This is a genomic window from Brucella sp. MAB-22, from assembly GCF_025908475.1.
GTDB classification, from domain to species: domain Bacteria; phylum Pseudomonadota; class Alphaproteobacteria; order Rhizobiales; family Rhizobiaceae; genus Brucella; species Brucella anthropi.
The window spans coordinates 1,137,069-1,156,220 of sequence record NZ_CP109782.1 but is presented as its reverse complement, the minus strand read 5'-3'; the positions used below and the strand labels follow the sequence as shown (position 1 = coordinate 1,156,220).

The following is a 19,152-nucleotide window of genomic DNA, read 5'->3' as shown; positions in this document are numbered from 1 at the left end:
GCGACAACTGAACCAAAAAGCCGGGCCTCGCGCCCGGTTTTTTTGTTATCAAAACTCAAAGATTGAGCGGAATATGCCCGGCGCGATGACGGAGATCGGATTGACGACCACCTGCGGCTGCTTGGCGCTGCCAGTAAGCTTGTAAGTGATTCCGATCAAGCCGCGATCACGACCATTTCCGAGCAGCGCGCCAAAGATGGGTAGTTCGCCGAACAGCCGATTGACACCATAGGCGGGCATGAATGTGCCGGTGATCGACATATTGCCCTGCTTGTCATAGAGCGTTCCCTGGAAGGTCGTGCCGACGGTCGGACCGCGAACGACACCCTTGGACAGGTTCAGATAACCGTTGCCCTTCTCAATCAACGAAAAACCGCGCTCGATATCAACGCGCGAAACGTCGATATCCCGTTTTACTGCCTGATTGAGACTTGTGCCGCCGCTCGATGGCGAACTGGAAACGATTTTCGCAAGACGCGGTTCGTTGATGATCGCAAAATTGCGCGCATCGATCTGACCACGCAACGGGCCGTTGCCCTGTGCGGCGAGACCAACCGTGATTTTGCCACCGCGCATTTTGTCGTAGAAATCGAAGAAACGAAGAACCGCTCCTGCATCATTCGATTGCAGCGAAATGGAGCGCGCATCGCCCTGGTCATTGTTCGTTGCCACAAAGGATTCGCCAGACGACGTTACAGCATTGACCGATACGCCCGATACTTTGCTGCCCGCGCTCTCGTAGGAGACATCGACATTGCTTAAAGCTTCACCGTTAAAGCCGCTGACTGCATCGATCTGAGCGCTCACGACCACCCGCGGATTATTGCTTTTACCGCCGCCGCTGCCCTTCTCGCCAAGGTCGGAAACCTGCTTGATCAGGGCCCGCGCGTCGAACTGCGAACCACGCACATTAACCCGATAGCCGCCGCCGCTCTTGGTCGCTTTGACTGCAAGATTATCGTTTCGGTTCAGGCGTATCTCGCTGAAATTCGCCGATTGAAAATCGCCTTTCGCAATGGAAAGATCGCCCTTCGCTCCAAAGGCATCGCCAGAGAAGACAAGATTATTGATGTCCATCTTGCTCTTGTCGTCCGCGCTCTGGACCAGATCGAAGGTTGCCTTCGCCGGTATGCCTGCCCCTTTGCGCCATCCGAGCCATGGCAGATCGATCTGCGTCTTGCCGAGATCAGCTGAAACATGGCGCTTGCCGCCATCATCCATGCCAAGATCAACAGACATGGGGCCGGAGAAGATGGAATTCAAACCGGGAAAGACTGCGTCACGGGTCTTGTCGTCGATATCCAGCTTGACCTTCTGCTCGCGCTTGACCGGTCCCGAGCGATTGACGGGCTCGACCATGCTGATTTTTGCAGGAACACCATCCAGTTTTGCATCGGCAGTAATAATGGCCGCCGACTGATCTACTTTGATACTGCCTGTCGCATCACTGACGGACGATCCGGCTATCGGCTTCGAAATGTCGAGACCGGTGAAGCCAATGTCAGCGTTCCAGCGAAGCGTGCCGGGCGGCGGATCCTTGGAAACGGCAAAGTTCACCTTGACGCGCGACTTCACATCACCGGTCACGTCGCCGGGCAGAAACGGCACATTCTTCAAAACGTCGATAGGCTTGTTTCCGGCAATTTCAGCGATTGCCGATGCCTCACCGGAAACACCGAGATCCAGTTCCGCGATAACCGGCCGTTGTGGCCCCCATGGAATGATGAGCGTGCCGTCAGACACATCAACTTTACGGTTGTTTGGCGTGTAGGCCACGCCTTTCAAAAGCTTGATGGTCGTATAGGCGCCACGAACCGATATCTCACCATCGGCATCGCGCACGGGCGGCAGTTCTCCAACGACATCAAAACGTGTATCGAAAACCTTGAAATCAGCTTTGATTTCGTCACCAGTCAGCGGTGGTGGCAGACCGGGCCCGTTGAAACGACCGCCTGCGAGCGAAATATCGATGCGGCTGTCTTTAAGAGTTCCGCCAAAGAGGTTTTTAAGCACCCATTCACGTGCGCCATCCGCAACATCGATGGGCCATAGGTGCTTGGCGTCTGCAACCGGCATTTGAGGAATGCGCAGCAGGAAGATCATCTCCGGCGAACCGGCACCGAAGCCCATGCTTCCCTGGCCAAAGAGTTGCCCGGTTTCCGTCTGTACGTCGAGATTGGCAAACTGGATGCGTTGCTGGTCGGCCATATAGCGCCCAGCTATCCGTGTTGCGAAGGATAGCGGCGGATCGGTCGATTCCGATGGCATACTCGTCGCCGAAGTGGTCAGAACCTCGAAGCGATATGTCGGACCGCCCGTATTGTTTTCAGCTTCCGGTTCCGGACCAAATGCCCCATTGAACTGTGCCTGCATCCCGCCAAGCTGCAGCCGGGACGACTTGATCTCGATCTTGCGGCTTCCTACCGTATGTTCAAGATTAAGGCGAATACCACCACGCACGTCTTCAACCTTGCCGAGCTGCATATCTATGCCGTCGACAGCGAGTTCTGTTGCAAGACGTTCCGGCTGATCGCCATCGGCAGCCGATCCTGTCAAGGACAAGCGTGCCGATGCTTCCAGTTCGAAATGGGCCGGATTGACACGATTGCCATTTATGACGGGAGAAACTTCTGGCGGGGAACCCAATGCAACGGGAATATCGCGGACATTCAGCTCGAAGCCGGCCAGACTGTTGTCACCTGCATGCCGGTCGATCTTGCCATCCAGTGCAATTTTCTTGCCTTTCCAGATGACGCTGCCGGCGATGTCGATCTTCCCACCATTTTCGATGAGACGGGCCTGCTCGATATCCAGAACCTGCTGTTCATCGCCAACCTTGAATGCAACGGTGCTGTTGAAAATGCCTATGACATGCGTGTCTTGCGCACGCAAAAGCTCCAGACTGCGGCGCATGGCGGCGAAAAGCTCACCCGAAACCGCATCGAAATCGACAATGCCATGTTCGTCGTAAGGCAAGGACTTCCAGAATCCCGGACCTTTCGTTTCTGGCATTTCAAAGGAAACGCCATCCACCTCGAGCTGAGCAACACGTACCTTGCCGGTCAAAAGCGGCAACGGCGCCAGCCCCAAGCGCACAGATTTGATTCCGCTGATTTCGACGCCCTGCTTCGGATCAGCGATCGATACGTCACGGGCTTCGAGCGCAACGTGACTATCCTGATCCAGCGATAGCGCCGCACTCCCGATGGAGGCGGACGCACCTTCACCGAGAATATGCGTCAGGCTTTTCTGTGCTTCGTCACGCAGAAGATTGCTATCGACACCGCTGCGAAGGATGACAAAACCGGCACCGACTATGAGAACCAGAAGGATACAGATCGACAAAATCGCATGGGAACAGCGCGATAAAAAAGAACGGCTCGGACGGGCCGGGCCGGGCAAAAAGCCACCCTCGCCGTCAGCGGCGAGACGCTCGATTCTTTTCATGTCCCGCTTGCTGAAGCGGATCTTCTGCGGTTTCTCTGTCAACAACCCAGCCAGAAAAAGAGTGCCATTCCATACGACCCTTCAGAGTTTACTTCATTAAGTGATCGTAATTATCTGTTTTATAATCGCTTCCTGTCCGCATCGCATACATGCATAGGCAGCCTTGCGCCTTTCAACCGACATCGCGGTGACGCCAGCATCAATGGTTGCACAAGCCCTGCCTGAATGCGATAGCTCAGACTGTAACAGGTGGTTTCCATCCTAATCCATAAAAGAAAGGCGCAGATATGGCTCATCCCCAAGTTGGCGATCCGGCACCCGATTTCACTCTGCCTTCGGATAATGGCGAAATCTCCCTGTCGTCTCTCAAAGGCAAGCCGGTTGTCATCTACTTCTATCCGAAAGACGACACGTCCGGCTGCACCAAGGAAGCTATTGCTTTCTCGCTGCTGAAGCCGGAGTTCGAAAAGATCGGCGTTCGCGTCATCGGTCTTTCTCCCGATAGCGCGACGAAACATGCAAAATTTCGCAAGAAGCACGATCTGACCGTCGACCTTGCTGCCGATGAAGATCGTGTAGCGCTCGAAGCCTATGGCGTGTGGGTCGAAAAAAGCATGTATGGCCGCAAATATATGGGCGTGGAACGCACGACATTCCTGATCGATGCAGAAGGACGCATCGCTCAAGTCTGGAACAAGGTCAAAGTCGACGGCCATGCCGAGGCGGTTCTGGACGCCGCACGCGCGCTTTGAGCGATGACAAGCAAGCCATCATACGAACAGACACTGCGCGGTAATGCCATCCGCGCCATATCCGCCGGCGATCTCGACGAAAAGGTCAGGCTGACGCGAGAGACCGCTGCTCGCTGGTTCGGTCGCACGCTGTCGGTTCGCAGCCCCCTCGATCCGCCTTTGCCTGAGCGTCCCGGACGCCCTGAAAAGCCGGAACTCGTGCCTCCCCGCATGTTGAAAAAGCGGTCGCTCAACACGGAACACGGGCGCATTGCGCTGATGCACGCGCTCGCCCATATCGAACTGAACGCCATAGATCTTGCGCTCGACATCGTTGCCCGTTTTGCGGCCAAACCAATACCGCGCAGTTTCTTCGATGGCTGGATGAAAGTCGCCGACGACGAAGCGCGGCATTTCACGCTGCTGCGTGATCGTCTCAAGTCGCTTGGCGCAGACTATGGCGACATGCCTGCCCACGATGGGCTTTGGCAGTCTGCTCACCAGACCCGCAACGATCTGGAGGCCCGTCTCGCTGTCGTGCCGCTCATACTCGAGGCGCGCGGGCTCGATGTCACGCCGTCTTTGCTTGAGAAGATGATCGAAACCGGCGACCACGAGACTGCAGCAATTCTTGACGTCATCTACAATGACGAGAAAACCCATGTCGCTGTTGGCGCTAAATGGTTTCGTTTCTTCTGCGCCCGAAACAAAGTCGATCCGGCAGCGCGATTTCGCGAACTGGTTCGCGCCAATTTCCGTGGCGAACTCAAACCACCGTTCAATGAACTGGCGCGTGCCGAAGCTGGGCTGACGCCGTCTTTCTACCGCTCTTTATCACCGGTATCCATCTAGTCGTTTCCTTAAACTCTTCAGTAAAAACAAAACTGCTCGCATGGCCCGCGCAAGCCTCGAATGTAAAGGTCTGTTAACCCTAATAAGTTGTAATCAAACAAGGGAATCGAGAAGGGGCATGCGGCTGGCATGACTGGGAAGCAGGTAAAAACATCGACGAAAAAGGTGTTCGGAGAGCGCAAGGAACCGCCTGTCCTGATTATTGCGCGCGGCGAAAAGATCAGCCATTTCACATTTCGTCCATGGATGGCCGCTCTTGGAGGCGCTGCTTTTCTGGCGCTTTCGGCCGGATATTTGGGAGCAACTGCCTATCTGGTGCTTCGCGACGACCTGATGAGCGCCGGTATTGCGCGCCATGCCCGCAACCAGCAGCTCTATGAGGACCGCATTTCAGCCCTTCGCACCGAGGTTGATCGCATCACCAGCCGTCAAATGCTCGATCAGCAGGTGATGGAGAACAAGGTCGCCGAACTGATGCAGCGCCAGCAAACGCTGAATGCGCGCGACGGAAAACTCGCACCTCTGCTGGAACGAGCTTCGCAATTGCAGCCAATGCCGGAAATGCCGACGGAAGGCGTGCCTGATCAGGAGCAGCATAGCCAGCTTATCCCCGATGAAGCGCTGGCAGGACGCGAGTTTCCAGGTATCGACCCGATCATTACCGGTCCCGTTCCAGGAAAGGCACCTGCAGGAAAGCCTGATCGCCGCGCCGATGCCGGCTCCATAGGACTGCGTCTTTCTGGCGGACTTTCGGGTGAATCGACACTTGAGACTTCCGACAAGATATTGGCCACGATCACCCAGAACCTTCATCGCATCGAAAGCGAGCAGAATGGCAAGGTGAGAGTGCTGGCTGACGCCGCCTATGAAAAGGCCGACAGCATCCTCGATACTTTGAACGCCGCCGGGCTGCGTATCGAAACGCCTGCCAATGCGGCTGTTGCAATGGGCGGGCCGCTTATCCCGGTTTCGTCGCCCGGTATGGTGGTCAATGATTTCGACATGCAATTGCGCAATCTCGACAGCGCGCTTGATCGGCTTGATCAGGTACGCAAACGTGTAAGCGCCCTGCCCTTGGCCAATCCGGCTCCGGGCAAGCCCGTTACCAGCCTGTTTGGCGTGCGCCGCGATCCATTTCTAGGTACGGCTGCGTTCCATTCCGGTATTGACTTTCGCGCAGCATACGGTCAGACGGTGAAGTCCACCGCAGCGGGCAAGGTTGTAAAGGCAGGTCGCTTTGGCGGATATGGCAATATGGTCGAAATCGATCATGGTAATGGATTCTCAACCCGTTTTGCCCATCTGAGCCGCGTTCTGGTACGCGACGGTCAACAGGTTGCCACCGGAGCGGTTGTCGGCGAGGCAGGAAGTTCCGGACGTTCCACCGGCAGTCATCTGCACTATGAAGTCCGCGAAAACGGTCGGGCGATCAATCCGGTCAATTTCCTCAAGGCAGGCAAACAGATAGAACCATTGCTCTGAGCCTCTGAAACGAGAAAACCCGGCCAAAGGCCGGGTTTCGTTTTCTGCACGCATGTTTGCGAATGATCAGTCGATATCGTCGATCATTTCGCCGCCACCCTGAATACGGTGGGCAAGTGCGGCTTCCATGAACGGCGTAACGGAGCCATCCAGCACTTCCTGGGGGTTGGTGCTTTCAACGCCGGTACGCAGATCCTTGACGAGCTGATAAGGCTGCAGGACGTAGGAGCGAATCTGGTGTCCCCAACCGATTTCGGTCTTGGTGGCATTCGCCGCATCCGTCGCTGCTTCGCGCTTTTTCAGTTCCTCTTCATAGAGGCGAGCGCGCAGCATCGACCATGCCTTTTCGCGGTTCTTGTGCTGTGAGCGCTCCGCCTGACACTGCACCACGATTCCGGTCGCAATATGTGTGATACGCACTGCCGAATCGGTGGTGTTGACGTGCTGGCCGCCCGCGCCCGAAGCGCGATAGGTATCGATGCGAACATCCGCCTCCGTAACCTGCACATCGATATTGTCATCGATGACAGGATAAACCCAGATGCTGGCAAAGGACGTATGACGGCGGGCGTTGGAATCGTAGGGCGAAATTCGCACCAGGCGATGGACGCCCGATTCGGTCTTCATCATGCCGTATGAATTGTGCCCCTTGACGAGAATGGTCGCGGACTTGATGCCCGCTTCTTCGCCTTCGTGCACTTCCATCACTTCGACCTTGCGGCCGTTGCGCTCGGCCCAGCGCGTATACATGCGCAGGAGCATCGACGCCCAGTCCTGGCTTTCCGTACCACCGGCACCGGCATGCACTTCGACATAGGTGTCGTTCGCGTCGGCTTCGCCCGACAACAGCATATCGATCTGGCGACGGTCGATCTCTTGCTTCAGTTCGCGGATGGTGTTTTCCGCATCCTGAATGATCGACTTGTCGTCCTCTTCTTCGCCCATGGCGATAAGTTCGATGCTGTCGTTCAGCGTCTGCTTCAGATGGTTGATGCCATTGATGCTATCTTCCAGCTGCTGGCGCTCGCGCATCAGCTTTTGGGCTTCCTGAGCATCATTCCAAAGCGTGGGATCTTCGGCTCTCTGATTGAGATAGCCGAGACGTTTTATCGCCTGATCCCAGTCAAAGATGCCTCCTCAGCAGGCTTATGGCCTGCTGGATTTCGTCAACCAGCGTCTCGATTTCCGCGCGCATGGGCAAATCGTTCCTTCATTATCATTCTATTTATTTGAGAAGCTGAACCGGTCGTTACGAGGCCCAGACTTTCGGGCATGGACGAATAGCCCAAGCGCCGCGGACCATAGTCAGCACGCGGCGCGGTGTAAAGGGCAAAGCCCTGCTTTCCCGGTCAGTAAAGTCCGCCAGATCCCGAGTTGATCGCACGTGTTGCCTGCGGCGACTGTGGTGCAACCGGAGAACCTTCGCGGAAGGAATCCATGCCGATAACCGAATAGCTGTCCGATGGACCCGTCCCCGGTTTGAACGCTTCCATGATCACATTCGGATCGCCCTGATTGGCGCGCATGCCGGTTTTGCGGTTGATAGCGATGACCGTCATGCCTTCAGGTACGCGGAAATCGACTTTCGGCGTCCCGACCAGAGCCTGTTCCATGAACGACTTGAACACAGGCGCTGCCAGACCACCACCGGTATTGCCGCGACCGAGCGGCGTCGGCGTATCGTAACCCATGAAGACGCCAACTACGAGATCGGGCGTGAAGCCGACGAACCACGCATCCTTTTCGTCGTTTGTCGTACCGGTCTTGCCAGCCATCGGACGGTCGAGGCTCTTCAAGATCTGCGCTGTACCGCGCTGAACGACGCCTTCCATCATCGACGTGATCTGATAGGCGGTCATCGGATCAAGTACCTGATCGCGATTGTCGATCAGTGTCGGCTCATCCTGATTTGCCCAATCCTGTGCATTGCAGCCCTCGCACTGGCGGGCATCGTGCTTGAAGACTGTCTTGCCGTAGCGATCCTGAATGCGGTCGATCATCGACGGCGTTATGCTCTGGCCGCCATTCGCAATGATGGAATATGCGGTCACCATGCGCAGAACCGTCGTTTCGCCAGCACCAAGCGCCATCGAAAGAACCGGCAGCATCTTGTCGTAGATACCGAAGCGTTCGGCATATTCGGCTACAAGTTTCATGCCCATGTCCTGTGCAAGACGCACAGTCATGACGTTACGCGACTGTTCGATACCATAGCGCAGCGTAGAAGGACCGGAGAACTTGCCGGAATAATTCTTCGGCGCCCAGACGCCGAGCGTACCACCCTGATTGACTTCCAGCGGACCGTCCAGAACAACGGAAGCAGGCGTATAGCCATTGTCGAGAGCCGCAGCATAAACGAACGGCTTAAATGACGAACCGGGCTGGCGATAGGCCTGTGTTGCGCGGTTAAATTCCGATTCCGCATAGGAGAAACCGCCAACCATGGCCAGAACACGGCCGGTATGCGGGTCCATGGCAACGAGCGCACCTTCAAGCTTCGGCGGCTGCTGGAGACGGAAACGGGAATCACCTTCCTTGGAGACATAGACAATGTCTCCCGCCTTCAGAACGCCTTCCGGCGACTTGGCGCTGGTGCGCTTGCCACCGATATTCACGACACGCATGGCCCACTTCATATCGTCAGCAGCGATGAATGCGCGCTTGCGCTCCTTGCTGCGCGAGCCTGATGCCTCAAGCGGCGGCTGCAGACCGATGTCTGCGCCAGCGGCAGAAACATTGAGCACGATCGCAAGCTGCCATTCCGGCACGTCCGCGTAGGACTGCATGTCACCGAAGGCCGTACCCCAGTCATTGCCAAGCTCGACATTCTTCATGGGGCCGCGCCAGCCGCGCGCCTCATCATAACGAAGCAATGCCGCCTGCAAGGACTTGCGAGCCTCGACCTGCAAGGTCGGGTTCAGTGTGGTACGAACAGAAAGACCGCCTTCGTAAAGCGCATCGACACCGTATTTCTGGATGATCTGGCGGCGCACTTCCTCGGTGAAATATTCCGACGCGAACACATAATGGGCGTCTGAACGTTCCTTCACACCGAGTGGCTGCTTCTTGGCTTCCGTCGCTTCTTCGGCGGTGATGTAGCCATTTTCGCTCATCCGGTCGATCACCCAGTTGCGGCGCTCGATAGCGCGCTCGGGCTGGCGGAAAGGATGGTAGTTGTTCGGACCTTTCGGCAGGGCTGCGAGATAAGCGCTCTCTGCGATGGAAAGTTCACCGACCGATTTGTCGAAATAGGTCAAAGCCGCGCTGGCAATACCGTAGGAACCAAGACCGAAGAAGATTTCGTTGAGATAGAGCTCGAGAATGCGGTCCTTCGAGTAGGCCTGCTCGATGCGCATCGCCAGAATGGCTTCCTTGATCTTGCGATCATAGGTCTGCTTGGACGTCAGAAGAAAGTTCTTCGCAACCTGCTGCGTGATCGTGGATGCGCCAACCGGGCGGCGACCCGAGCCCATATTCTTGACGTTCGTTATCATGGCACGGGCGAGACCCGCAAAATCGAGACCATGATGTTCGTAGAAGGTCTTGTCTTCAGCCGAAACGAAAGCGGCTTTCACGCGGTTCGGCACAGCCTGAATGGGAATATAAAGACGGCGCTCGCGCGCGAATTCCGACATCAGACTACCGTCCGAGGCGTGAACACGCGTCATGACGGGCGGCTCGTATTTTGCGAGCACCTCGTAATCTGGCAAATCCTTCGTGAGACTTCCGACGTAAAGGGCGACGCCACCTGCCACGAGGAGCATCAGCACCGTTCCGATCCCGAAGAAATATCCGATAAGCCTTACCATAAATGCGGAATCCTGCCTTCAGATTATTCACATGATAAGGGTCAAAGCACGAACAGCCAACCCTTTAACCCAATTATGCCGTATGGCAACTACTGGCTTAGTGACCAGCAAATGAGTCAAAGGCAAGATGGTTTACGTGTTTTTACCAATTTAACGCGGTCACTTTCGTCCGCACGACGAAAATCCACAAAACTGTTGCAAGCATGCATCTTATAAGCTGAAGTGCATGTAACTCCAAGTGGGACATCTCCACTTTTCAGGTCCCTACCCTTTGCTCACGCTTGCGGGATGCTTCAATGCTTCAAAAGCCCTGATCGCAATCGCCAGCCGCTCTGCAAGCTTCTTGCGCCATTCAGGATTGCTGATCAGTTTTTCGTCCTCGGCATTGGACAAATATCCGATTTCGATCAAGACGGACGGCACATCCGGCGCACGCAGCACCTGAAAACCGGCAAAGCGATGCGGATTATTAATGAGATTCACTTGTCCTTGCAGCGAATGAATCACCTTCTCGGCAAAGCTCAGCGAGAATGTATGCGTTTCGCGTCTCGTCAGATCGAGAAGAATGTCGGTGACCTCGGGCTGCTCCTCAGGTGCCGCACCTGCAAGGGTGTCAGACTTGTTCTCACGCTCAGCCATGGCGCGTGCAACGGAGTCCGATGCCTTGTCGGAAATTGTGTAGACCGTCGCACCGCGAATATCATGCTGATTGATCGTATCGGCATGGATGGAAATGAACAAATCCGCTTCGTGCTGGCGCGCAATCCGCACCCGTTCTGAAAGTCGCAGATAAGTGTCGTCATCACGCGTCATCAGAACTTTGATATTCTTGTCCTGCGCCAGACGATCTCTGAGCTCCTGTCCGAAAGCGAGGGTCAGGTCTTTTTCCTTGATGCCGCTCAGGCTTTCCGCACCGCTATCGATACCGCCGTGACCGGGATCGATCATAACGGTAAACGGACGCGTGGCGGGCGTGCTCTGGGATGCGGCTTGAACAGGCTTTTCACTGCGATCCGTGGAACTTGTTATTTCCTCGCGCCCCTTGAGCTGATCTGCAAACTCGCGATCCGAAGTCGCAACGATATCGGCCACAAGGCGATAGCCCGATGCGCTGTCATTTTTCAGAACACGGAGATCCTCGACCTTGAACGGACCGCGTAATGTCAGGATGAGGCGTGAACGACCCTTGCCCACCAGCCCGTAACGAACTCGGGATACCAGTCCTCGGGCTTCGAGACTTTTTTCATCAAAACCAAACCGCGTCTCAGGCAGGTCGACAACCAGACGATGTGGATTATCCAGAAGCAGGGTCGACAGCTTTGGCTCCTGATCGAACATGACAACAATGCGCGTTCGCAGATCGTCGCCGGCCATCCGGAAAGTCAGTGCTGATAATGGAGACGTCACGCGATCGGCAGCGGAAACAGATACAGCCTGCAACAGCAAAATCGACAAGAGAGCAAACAATGCCAGAAGGCATCGCAAACTCGCCAATCGTGTCATAGCGTTTTCAGCGCTTCGAAAATGCATCGGCTGCCACAATCAAGAACATCATTGAATGACTGGTATCAATAATCGCGATACCGGCACGCTTGCCCCTGCACCATCTCGCCCGAATACCCATTAAAACACTCGTACAAAACTACAGTTAAGGAAGGATTTCCAGCCGTATTTAGACCTTGAACAGGGCCTATACTCAGCTTTCGGCGAAATTGCGATGCGAATGTCAAATGATATTCGCACTTGTCATCGTTCAAACGACGCCATAAAAGCTATGAAAGGTTTTGGGTGAACTATCAGAATCGTTTGCCGGTTCTCAAAATGAACCGCAAGGAATGATAGTGAAAACAGCGGCATATTCATTCGTCGCCCCCGATAACCAGTACAGAATTCAGCGGAGATGTGGCTCCCCCGCCCTCCGTTTCTATCGGCCGACTGCGCATCTTTACGCGCTGTCGCCAACGCTCGAAAAGAGCACAGAGGTCGGCTCGGCTTTTCCGGGTCATATATGAGGTCGTTTCGTTCGGAACAGCTATGGGTCAAGCAAGACTGACCACTGCAAGCCTGAAGACCGTGATCGCCACGAGGCCGTCGCGCGCGGAGGCAGCAGCTTTTTTTCCGGCGAACCCAGAACCATCCGGCAGATGCAACGCAGTGAGCACGACAGCCCTCAAGGTTTCGTCCGGCGCACGCGTTTTGCGTCTTGGCGCCGGCAGGAAAGACAATAATGTCCAACAAAATGCTTATAGATGCCTCCCACCCGGAGGAGACCCGGGTTATCGTCACTCGGGGCAACAAGATTGAAGAATTCGACTTTGAGTCGGAACACAAGAAGCAGCTGAAAGGCAATATCTACCTCGCACGCGTCACCCGCGTCGAACCTTCGCTTCAAGCTGCGTTCGTGGAATATGGCGGCAATCGTCATGGCTTCCTCGCATTCTCGGAAATCCACCCCGACTACTACCAGATCCCGGTAGCAGATCGTCTTGCGCTGCTCGAAGCGGAAGCTAAGGCCGCACGTGCCGAAGACGATGAGGACGAACCGCGCGCCAAAAGTGAACGAAGCGAGCGCAGCGACCGGAACGATCGTTCGCGCCGCAACCGTCGTCGCGGTCGTCGTGACGGCCAGAATGGCGACGCGCAGGCCAATGCAGCCGACAAGGGATTGCCTGCAGCCGAGCCCGTCGGCCCGGCTTTTGAGAATTACGTGCCCGGCACACCGGCCATGGCTCTTTCGCAGAAAAGCGATGTGATCTCCGAAGCCCTCGATAACGGCGACGAGGACGACATCGAACATGAAGAGGACATGGTCGAATCTGTTGGTTCGGAAGATGCACTTGAGGAGCTTCCGACGCCTGCCCGTACCAATCGCCGCCAGTACAACATTCAGGAAGTGATCAAGCGTCGCCAGATTCTTCTGGTGCAGGTGGTCAAGGAAGAGCGCGGCAACAAGGGCGCTGCTCTTACGACCTATCTGTCGCTTGCCGGACGCTATTCGGTTTTGATGCCGAACACCGCGCGTGGCGGCGGCATTTCCCGCAAGATCACCCAACCGCAGGATCGCAAGCGCCTGAAGGAAATCGTCAAGGAACTCGAAGTGCCGCAGGGCATGGGCGTGATCCTGCGTACCGCTGGCGCCAATCGCACCAAGGCGGAAGTCAAGCGCGACTACGAATATCTGATGCGCCTTTGGGAAAATGTCCGCACGCTGACCTTGCAGTCGACGGCACCTTCCCTCGTCTATGAAGAAGGCAGCCTAATCAAGCGCTCGATCCGCGACCTTTATAACAAGGACATCACGGAAATCCTCGTTTCCGGCGAGAACGGCTATCGCGAGGCCAAGGACTTCATGCGCATGCTCATGCCGAGCCATGCCAAGGTGGTCCAGCCTTATCGTGAACAAGTGCCGATTTTCACACGCAACGGCGTCGAAGCCCAGCTCGACCGCATGCTGCTGCCGCAGGTGACGCTGAAATCGGGCGGCTACCTGATCATCAACCAGACCGAAGCGCTGGTTGCCATCGATGTCAACTCCGGTCGCTCGACGCGCGAACATTCCATCGAAGACACCGCGCTCCAGACCAATCTGGAAGCAGCCGAGGAAGTGGCGCGCCAGCTGCGTCTGCGCGACCTTGCCGGTCTGATCGTCGTCGACTTCATCGACATGGAAGAAAAGCGCAACAATCGCGCTGTCGAAAAGAAGATGAAGGATTGCCTGAAGGACGACCGCGCTCGCATTCAGGTTGGCCGCATCTCGCATTTCGGCCTACTGGAAATGTCGCGCCAGCGTATCCGCGCATCGGTGCTGGAAAGCACGATGCAGGTGTGCCAGCATTGCGGCGGCACCGGCCATGTCCGCTCGGATTCGTCGATGGCGCTGCATATCATTCGCGGCATCGAAGATTATCTGCTACGTCATTCGGGCTTTGACATCAATGTTCGCACGCCAGCGGCTTCGGCGCTTTATGTGCTGAACCACAAGCGTCAGTTGCTGGCGGATCTGGAAGGCCGCTTCGGCGTTGCCATCAGCATCGACGCCGATGAAAGTGTCGGCCATCAGCATTTCGTTATCGACAAGGGCGCGCCGTCGACACGGCCTATCACCCAGCCTCCGGTTCAGCCGATGGCCTATATCGAAGACGATATCGAAGACCCGGAAATCCCGGTCGATGAGGACGAAGCCGAAGAAGAAGCGACGGCTGACGTTCAGGCTCGCGAAGATCGTGGTGACGAAGGTGATCGCAAGCGTCGCCGCCGTCGTCGTCGTCGCGGCGGTCGTGATCGCGAGAACCCGGAACAGGCTGCAAAGACCGATTCCGTTTCGGAAGATGCCTCCGACGAAGACGATGACGCCGATGACGCGCAGGAATCATCTTCGAATGCTTCGCTGAGCGAAGAAGATCGCCGCAAGAAGCGTCGCCGTGGTCGCCGGGGCGGACGCAAGAATCGTCGCGACGACGAACCGCGTGTACGCAAGGTTCCAGATCCGGAGTTCGTCGGTTACACGCCGGTTCTGCCGGTTAAAGCCGAGGAAGCTGTTGTCGAAGCAGTTGCATCGGTAGCGGTGGAACAAGCGGCTGAAGTTGCTGTTCCGGCTATTGAAGCAACAGCCGAGGAAAAGCCTGCCAAGACTGCCCGCAAGCCCCGCGCTCGCAAGTCTGCGAAGACTGAAGAAGCGGCTGAGGACGTGGTAGTCGCGGAGGCGGAGGAAAAGCCCTCCAAGCCTGCGCGCAAGACCCGTAGCCGCAAGAAGGTTGCCGAAGAAGCTCCTGCTGAACCGGTAGCGGTCACTGAGGAGCCAGAAGCAGAAGCGGAGAAGCCAAAGCGGCGTACCCGCAGAGCTGCTGCGAAGCCAGCTGTCGAAGTCGAAGAGACGGTAGCGGTCGAGGCAGAAGTAGCAACGATTGCCGAGCCGCAGAAAAGCGCTGAGCCCGTTGTGACTTCAAGCGAGAGCGAAGACCAGAAGCCCAAGCGTGCTGGCTGGTGGCAGAAGAAGGGTTTCTTCTGAGATCTGTTTCATGATTGAAATGAAAAAACCGGCGGAAACGCCGGTTTTTCTTTATCTTTCGATATTGGTAAATGGTTGGAAGAAACCGGAACCGGCTCAGGCTTTCTGTTGTGGCAGCCAGCCTTCAAGGCGACGGACAGCCTCTTCCATTTCCTCGATCTTGCCAGCGTAGGAAAAACGCATTGTGCGATGTCCATCCAGCGGATCGAAATCGCGTCCCGGTGTTGCTGCTATATTGATTTCGGCAATCATGCGGCGAGCAAATTCCATACTGTCATTGGTGAAACGCGAAACGTCGCAATAGGCATAGAATGCGCCATCCATTGGTGCGGCCAGGCTGAGACCCATGCGTGGAAGATGATCCCGCAGGATCAGTCGGTTCTGACGATAGCGATCCTTTACCCGCTCAAGTTCCGCCGTTGCATGGAAGGCTTCGATGGCAGCGCGCTGCGAAAGCTCCGGTGCGGAGATATAAAGGCTCTGGCTCAGTCGCTCGATTGCGCGGATATCGTCTTCGGGCAGAACCATCCAGCCAATACGCCAGCCGGTCATGCAGTAATATTTGGAGAACGAGTTGATGACCGTCACATCATCGGAAATCTCCAACGCCGTGACATCGTCCGTTTCATAGGAAAGCCGATGATAGATTTCGTCTGAAATGACCCGGATACCCAGATCACGGGCAGTTTCAATGATCGCTTTCAGTTCCGGCTTGTCGATGACCGCGCCGGTCGGATTGGCCGGGCTTGCAAACAATACCCCTTTCAAGGGCTTCTCGGCATGTGCCGCAGCAAGCGCTTCAGCAGTCAGTGACGCCGATGTTCCATTGCCGGTCGGTATTTCCACGACCTCAAGGCCTAGCGCCGTCAATATATTGCGATAGGCGGGGTAGCCGGGACGGGTAATAGCAACCCTGTCGCCCGGATCGAAATAGACCACAAAGGCCAGATTGAAGGCAGCAGACGAGCCAGTCGTGACGGCAACACGTTCCGGTGAGACCGAAACACCGTAATGATCGGCATAATGCCCAGCAATGGCCTCTCTCAGTTCAATCAGCCCCAGAGCGTCAGTGTAACCAATGCGACCGTCCTTCAAGGCACGTTCAGCGGCTTGTCGAACGACTTCCGGTGCCGGATCAGCAGGCTGGCCTACCGCCATGGAAATAATCGGGTGCCCGGCCGCGCGACGACGGTTTGCCTCAGCCAAAACGTCCATAGCGTGAAAGGGCTCGACCGCACTGCGGCTGGAAAGAGTGACCAACTTTACCTCCAGAAACTTGCGAGTTTCGCATTCTACATCCGCCGTATAATCGCCGGATTGGTAAAGCAACAGCACTTTACGAGAAAATACGACCAAATCCCGAGATGGAGATTATGTCTCGCCTGCCTATCGATGATTGAATGCAAAGGCTATAAGATTCGCGCCGGTTTGAAGAAGGAAGAACAACACGATGGGGACGATGACTACACCTTTCCCAGCCAGGAGATTTTCTTTCCATAGTTTGGTTCGCCGTTCGGTCGCCGTAGTGGCCGCAACGTCCATAGCTGTTACCAGTGCCCTCCCTGCATTCGCGCAGTCGCGTGGCGGTGGTGTGCCTATCGTCCGGGACGCGGAAATCGAGGCACTTGTTGCCGATTACGCTGCGCCAATCCTCAAGGCTGCAGGTTTGGGTGGTCGCGGCGTTCGCGTTATTCTGGTCAATTCGCAAAGCTTCAACGCCTTCGTTGATGGACGGCGTATTTTCATAAATACAGGCGCAATCATGCAGGCGGAAACGCCCAATGAAATCATTGGCGTGATCGCACACGAATCGGGACACCTTGCAGGCGGGCATCAGGAGCGTTTGCGTGAACAGCTCAGCCGCGCCCGCAACATGGCGATCATTGGTATGCTGCTTGGCGTTGGCGCTGGCGTTGCAGGCGCTGCGAGCGGCAGCGGCAACGCCGCGGGCGCTGGCGCAGGTATTGCTATGGGCTCAAGCGAAATAGCCATGCGCAGCGTACTCAACTATCAGCGCACGGAAGAAATGACCGCCGATCGTCTTGCCGTGAACTATCTCAATGCCACCGGTCAGTCGACCAAGGGCATACTCGATACGTTCGAGCGTTTCGCATCGGCTCTGTCGCTTACGGGCACCCAGATCGACCAATATCGTATCAGCCACCCTCTCCCACGTGAGCGAATTGCCAATCTGGAAGAGCTTGCACGAAAGAGCCCATACTTCAACAAAACCGATTCTCCGGCCTTGCAGATGCGCCATGATATGGCGCGCGCGAAGATTGCTGCTTATTCGGGCAATATGGGCGCGCTGCAGCGCATGTTCCGCAGCAATCCCGGCGGGCTCCCTGCCCGCTATGGCAATGCCATCACAACATTCCTGAACGGCTCTGCCCGCTCTGCGCTACCGAAATTTGATGCCTTGATCAAGGAACAGCCAAAGAACCCGTATTTCCAGGAAATGCGCGGCGAAGTCTTGCTGAAAGCCAATGATGCCGCGGGAGCGGCAAAGGCTTTCCAGAAGGCGGTTTCGCTCGATCCGCGCAAATCGCCGTTGCTGCGCATGAGCTATGGGCGTGCGCTCATGCTCACCGGTGCCAAGGCAAACATGCCGACGGCGATCAAGGAGATCAAGGCAGGTATAGCTTCCGATCCGGAGTTTCCGGGCGGATATGGTTATCTGGCACAAGCATATGGCCAGCAAGGCGATATGGCGTTGGCCGACCTCGCCACTGCCGATATGAACTACTATTCTGGCAAGCTTCAGCAGGCCCAGATCTTCGCAATCCGCGCGCAAAAGCAGATGAAGCCCCGTTCGCCCGAATGGCTTCGCGCGCAGGACATCATTAATGCCAAGAAAAGCAAGTAAGGCGGTTGGCGCCTGATAGCGATATTAAAGACAGATTGGAATTTGGAATGAAGAATATAGTTTCCATAACAGTTGCCAGCGGCATCGTGGGGATCGCAGCTCTTGCAGCGGGTTATTATGCAGGCACTGCCCGGCAGGCTCCAGCTGCCGTGGAAAGCCCTGCCGCTTCCGCAGCCCCGGCAGCGATGAACCAGCAGGCCATTGAAAACGTCGTGCGCAACTATCTCATCCAGAATCCCGAACTGATGCTGGAAGTGCAAAGCGCGCTGGAAACCAAGCAGGCACACGCGGCGCAGGAACAGATCAAGCAGGTGCTGACTGCCAATCGTGCCGCCCTTTATGACCCCAAGCATGATGCAGTCTTCGGCAATCCGGACGGCGACGTGACGGTCTACGAGTTCTTCGATTACAATTGCGGTTATTGCAAGCGGGCACTGCCCGACATGGAAGCGATCCTGAAAACCGATAAGAATGTCCGTTTTGTCATGAAGGAATTCCCGATTCTTGGTCCGGATTCGGCCAAGGCGCATATCGTGGCACAGGCATTCAGAGCGCTGATGCCGGAAAAATATGCTGAATTCCACCAAGTACTGCTCGGCGCGCAGGAGCGTGCAACGGAAGATTCCGCCATCGCCGATGCCGTAAAGCTCGGCGCTGATGAAGCACAGTTGCGCGAAAAGATGAAAGATCCGGCCATCACCGGCGCATTCCAGCAGACCTATCAGCTGGCGCAACAGCTCAACATTACCGGCACACCATCCTACATCATCGGCGATGAACTGGTTCCGGGTGCAATCGGCGTCGATGGTCTGGTTGAGAGAATCGCAGCAGCGCGCGCTGCAGCGAAAAAGTAAGCTGATCGGCCATGGCTTGACTGATCACTTTTGTGAAACAGTTTATGCCGTGGCATCCAATGTTTATGTTGCGTGAAGAGAAATTGCCTTATCGGCTGCTTAT

Annotated in this window: 12 protein-coding genes; 6 read left to right on the top strand and 6 right to left on the bottom strand. The window is 56.0% G+C overall.

The features are described from left to right. Positions 1-48: 48 nt before the first annotated feature. Positions 49-3,447, bottom strand: a complete 3,399-nt coding sequence (locus OHI65_RS15145) for an AsmA family protein (RefSeq protein WP_264359145.1) — start codon at positions 3,445-3,447, stop codon at positions 49-51. Positions 3,448-3,734: 287 nt separating this feature from the next. Here OHI65_RS15145 and bcp point away from each other — a divergent pair, with 287 nt between their 5' ends. The 3 genes from bcp to OHI65_RS15130 all read left to right on the top strand — a co-directional run bounded on the left by bcp (position 3,735) and on the right by OHI65_RS15130 (position 6,512). Next, complete coding sequence (bcp, locus tag OHI65_RS15140) at positions 3,735-4,199, top strand: thioredoxin-dependent thiol peroxidase (RefSeq protein ID WP_125300362.1); 465 nt, start codon at positions 3,735-3,737, stop codon at positions 4,197-4,199. A gap of 3 nt (positions 4,200-4,202) precedes the next feature. After that, a complete protein-coding gene (locus tag OHI65_RS15135) occupies positions 4,203-5,030 on the top strand; it encodes a ferritin-like domain-containing protein (RefSeq protein WP_036586811.1) in 828 nt (275 codons plus the stop codon). Positions 5,031-5,159: 129 nt separating this feature from the next. Further along, the gene (locus OHI65_RS15130; protein ID WP_036586812.1) at positions 5,160-6,512 is read left to right on the top strand and encodes a M23 family metallopeptidase; all 1,353 of its coding nucleotides are present in this window, start codon (positions 5,160-5,162) and stop codon (positions 6,510-6,512) included. Between the two features lie 66 nt (positions 6,513-6,578). Here OHI65_RS15130 and prfB read toward each other — a convergent pair. The 4 genes from prfB to OHI65_RS15110 all read right to left on the bottom strand — a co-directional run bounded on the left by prfB (position 6,579) and on the right by OHI65_RS15110 (position 12,546). After that, positions 6,579-7,707 (bottom strand): peptide chain release factor 2 gene (prfB, locus tag OHI65_RS15125; RefSeq protein WP_105529024.1). Its coding sequence is split into 2 segments (ribosomal slippage): positions 6,579-7,637 and positions 7,639-7,707, totalling 1,128 coding nucleotides; the frame shifts between segments, so codons are not numbered across the junction. A gap of 154 nt (positions 7,708-7,861) precedes the next feature. Further along, entirely contained in the window at positions 7,862-10,321 is a 2,460-nt protein-coding gene (locus OHI65_RS15120; protein WP_010661272.1) for a penicillin-binding protein 1A, read from the bottom strand. A 264-nt stretch (positions 10,322-10,585) separates the two neighbouring features. Next, entirely contained in the window at positions 10,586-11,851 is a 1,266-nt protein-coding gene (locus OHI65_RS15115; protein WP_012092142.1) for an N-acetylmuramoyl-L-alanine amidase, read from the bottom strand. Positions 11,852-12,360: 509 nt separating this feature from the next. Beyond that, positions 12,361-12,546, bottom strand: a complete 186-nt coding sequence (locus tag OHI65_RS15110) for a hypothetical protein (RefSeq protein WP_036586815.1) — start codon at positions 12,544-12,546, stop codon at positions 12,361-12,363. A gap of 2 nt (positions 12,547-12,548) precedes the next feature. On the opposite strand from OHI65_RS15110, the gene OHI65_RS15105 reads away from it, so the two are divergent. After that, positions 12,549-15,329: an Rne/Rng family ribonuclease gene (locus tag OHI65_RS15105; RefSeq protein ID WP_114047935.1), complete on the top strand. Its 2,781-nt coding sequence runs from the start codon at positions 12,549-12,551 to the stop codon at positions 15,327-15,329. Between the two features lie 96 nt (positions 15,330-15,425). On the opposite strand, the gene OHI65_RS15100 is transcribed toward OHI65_RS15105, so the two are convergent. Beyond that, positions 15,426-16,589, bottom strand: a complete 1,164-nt coding sequence (locus OHI65_RS15100; RefSeq protein WP_040129331.1) for a pyridoxal phosphate-dependent aminotransferase — start codon at positions 16,587-16,589, stop codon at positions 15,426-15,428. A 190-nt stretch (positions 16,590-16,779) separates the two neighbouring features. Between OHI65_RS15100 and OHI65_RS15095 the strand changes: the two genes are divergently transcribed. After that, positions 16,780-18,195 (top strand): M48 family metalloprotease, encoded by a 1,416-nt coding sequence (locus tag OHI65_RS15095; RefSeq protein ID WP_264359144.1) that lies wholly within the window; start codon positions 16,780-16,782, stop codon positions 18,193-18,195. Positions 18,196-18,242: 47 nt separating this feature from the next. Next, positions 18,243-19,049: a DsbA family protein gene (locus tag OHI65_RS15090; protein ID WP_012092146.1), complete on the top strand. Its 807-nt coding sequence runs from the start codon at positions 18,243-18,245 to the stop codon at positions 19,047-19,049. Positions 19,050-19,152: the final 103 nt, after the last annotated feature.

Coding starts and splice junctions, on each gene's coding strand:
- OHI65_RS15145 (WP_264359145.1), bottom strand. CDS start 3,447: ATGAAAAGAATCGAGCGTCTCGCCGCTGACGGCGAGGGTGGCTTTTTG.
- bcp (WP_125300362.1), top strand. CDS start 3,735: ATGGCTCATCCCCAAGTTGGCGATCCGGCACCCGATTTCACTCTGCCT.
- OHI65_RS15135 (WP_036586811.1), top strand. CDS start 4,203: ATGACAAGCAAGCCATCATACGAACAGACACTGCGCGGTAATGCCATC.
- OHI65_RS15130 (WP_036586812.1), top strand. CDS start 5,160: ATGACTGGGAAGCAGGTAAAAACATCGACGAAAAAGGTGTTCGGAGAG.
- OHI65_RS15120 (WP_010661272.1), bottom strand. CDS start 10,321: ATGGTAAGGCTTATCGGATATTTCTTCGGGATCGGAACGGTGCTGATG.
- OHI65_RS15115 (WP_012092142.1), bottom strand. CDS start 11,851: ATGCATTTTCGAAGCGCTGAAAACGCTATGACACGATTGGCGAGTTTG.
- OHI65_RS15105 (WP_114047935.1), top strand. CDS start 12,549: ATGTCCAACAAAATGCTTATAGATGCCTCCCACCCGGAGGAGACCCGG.
- OHI65_RS15095 (WP_264359144.1), top strand. CDS start 16,780: ATGGGGACGATGACTACACCTTTCCCAGCCAGGAGATTTTCTTTCCAT.
- OHI65_RS15090 (WP_012092146.1), top strand. CDS start 18,243: ATGAAGAATATAGTTTCCATAACAGTTGCCAGCGGCATCGTGGGGATC.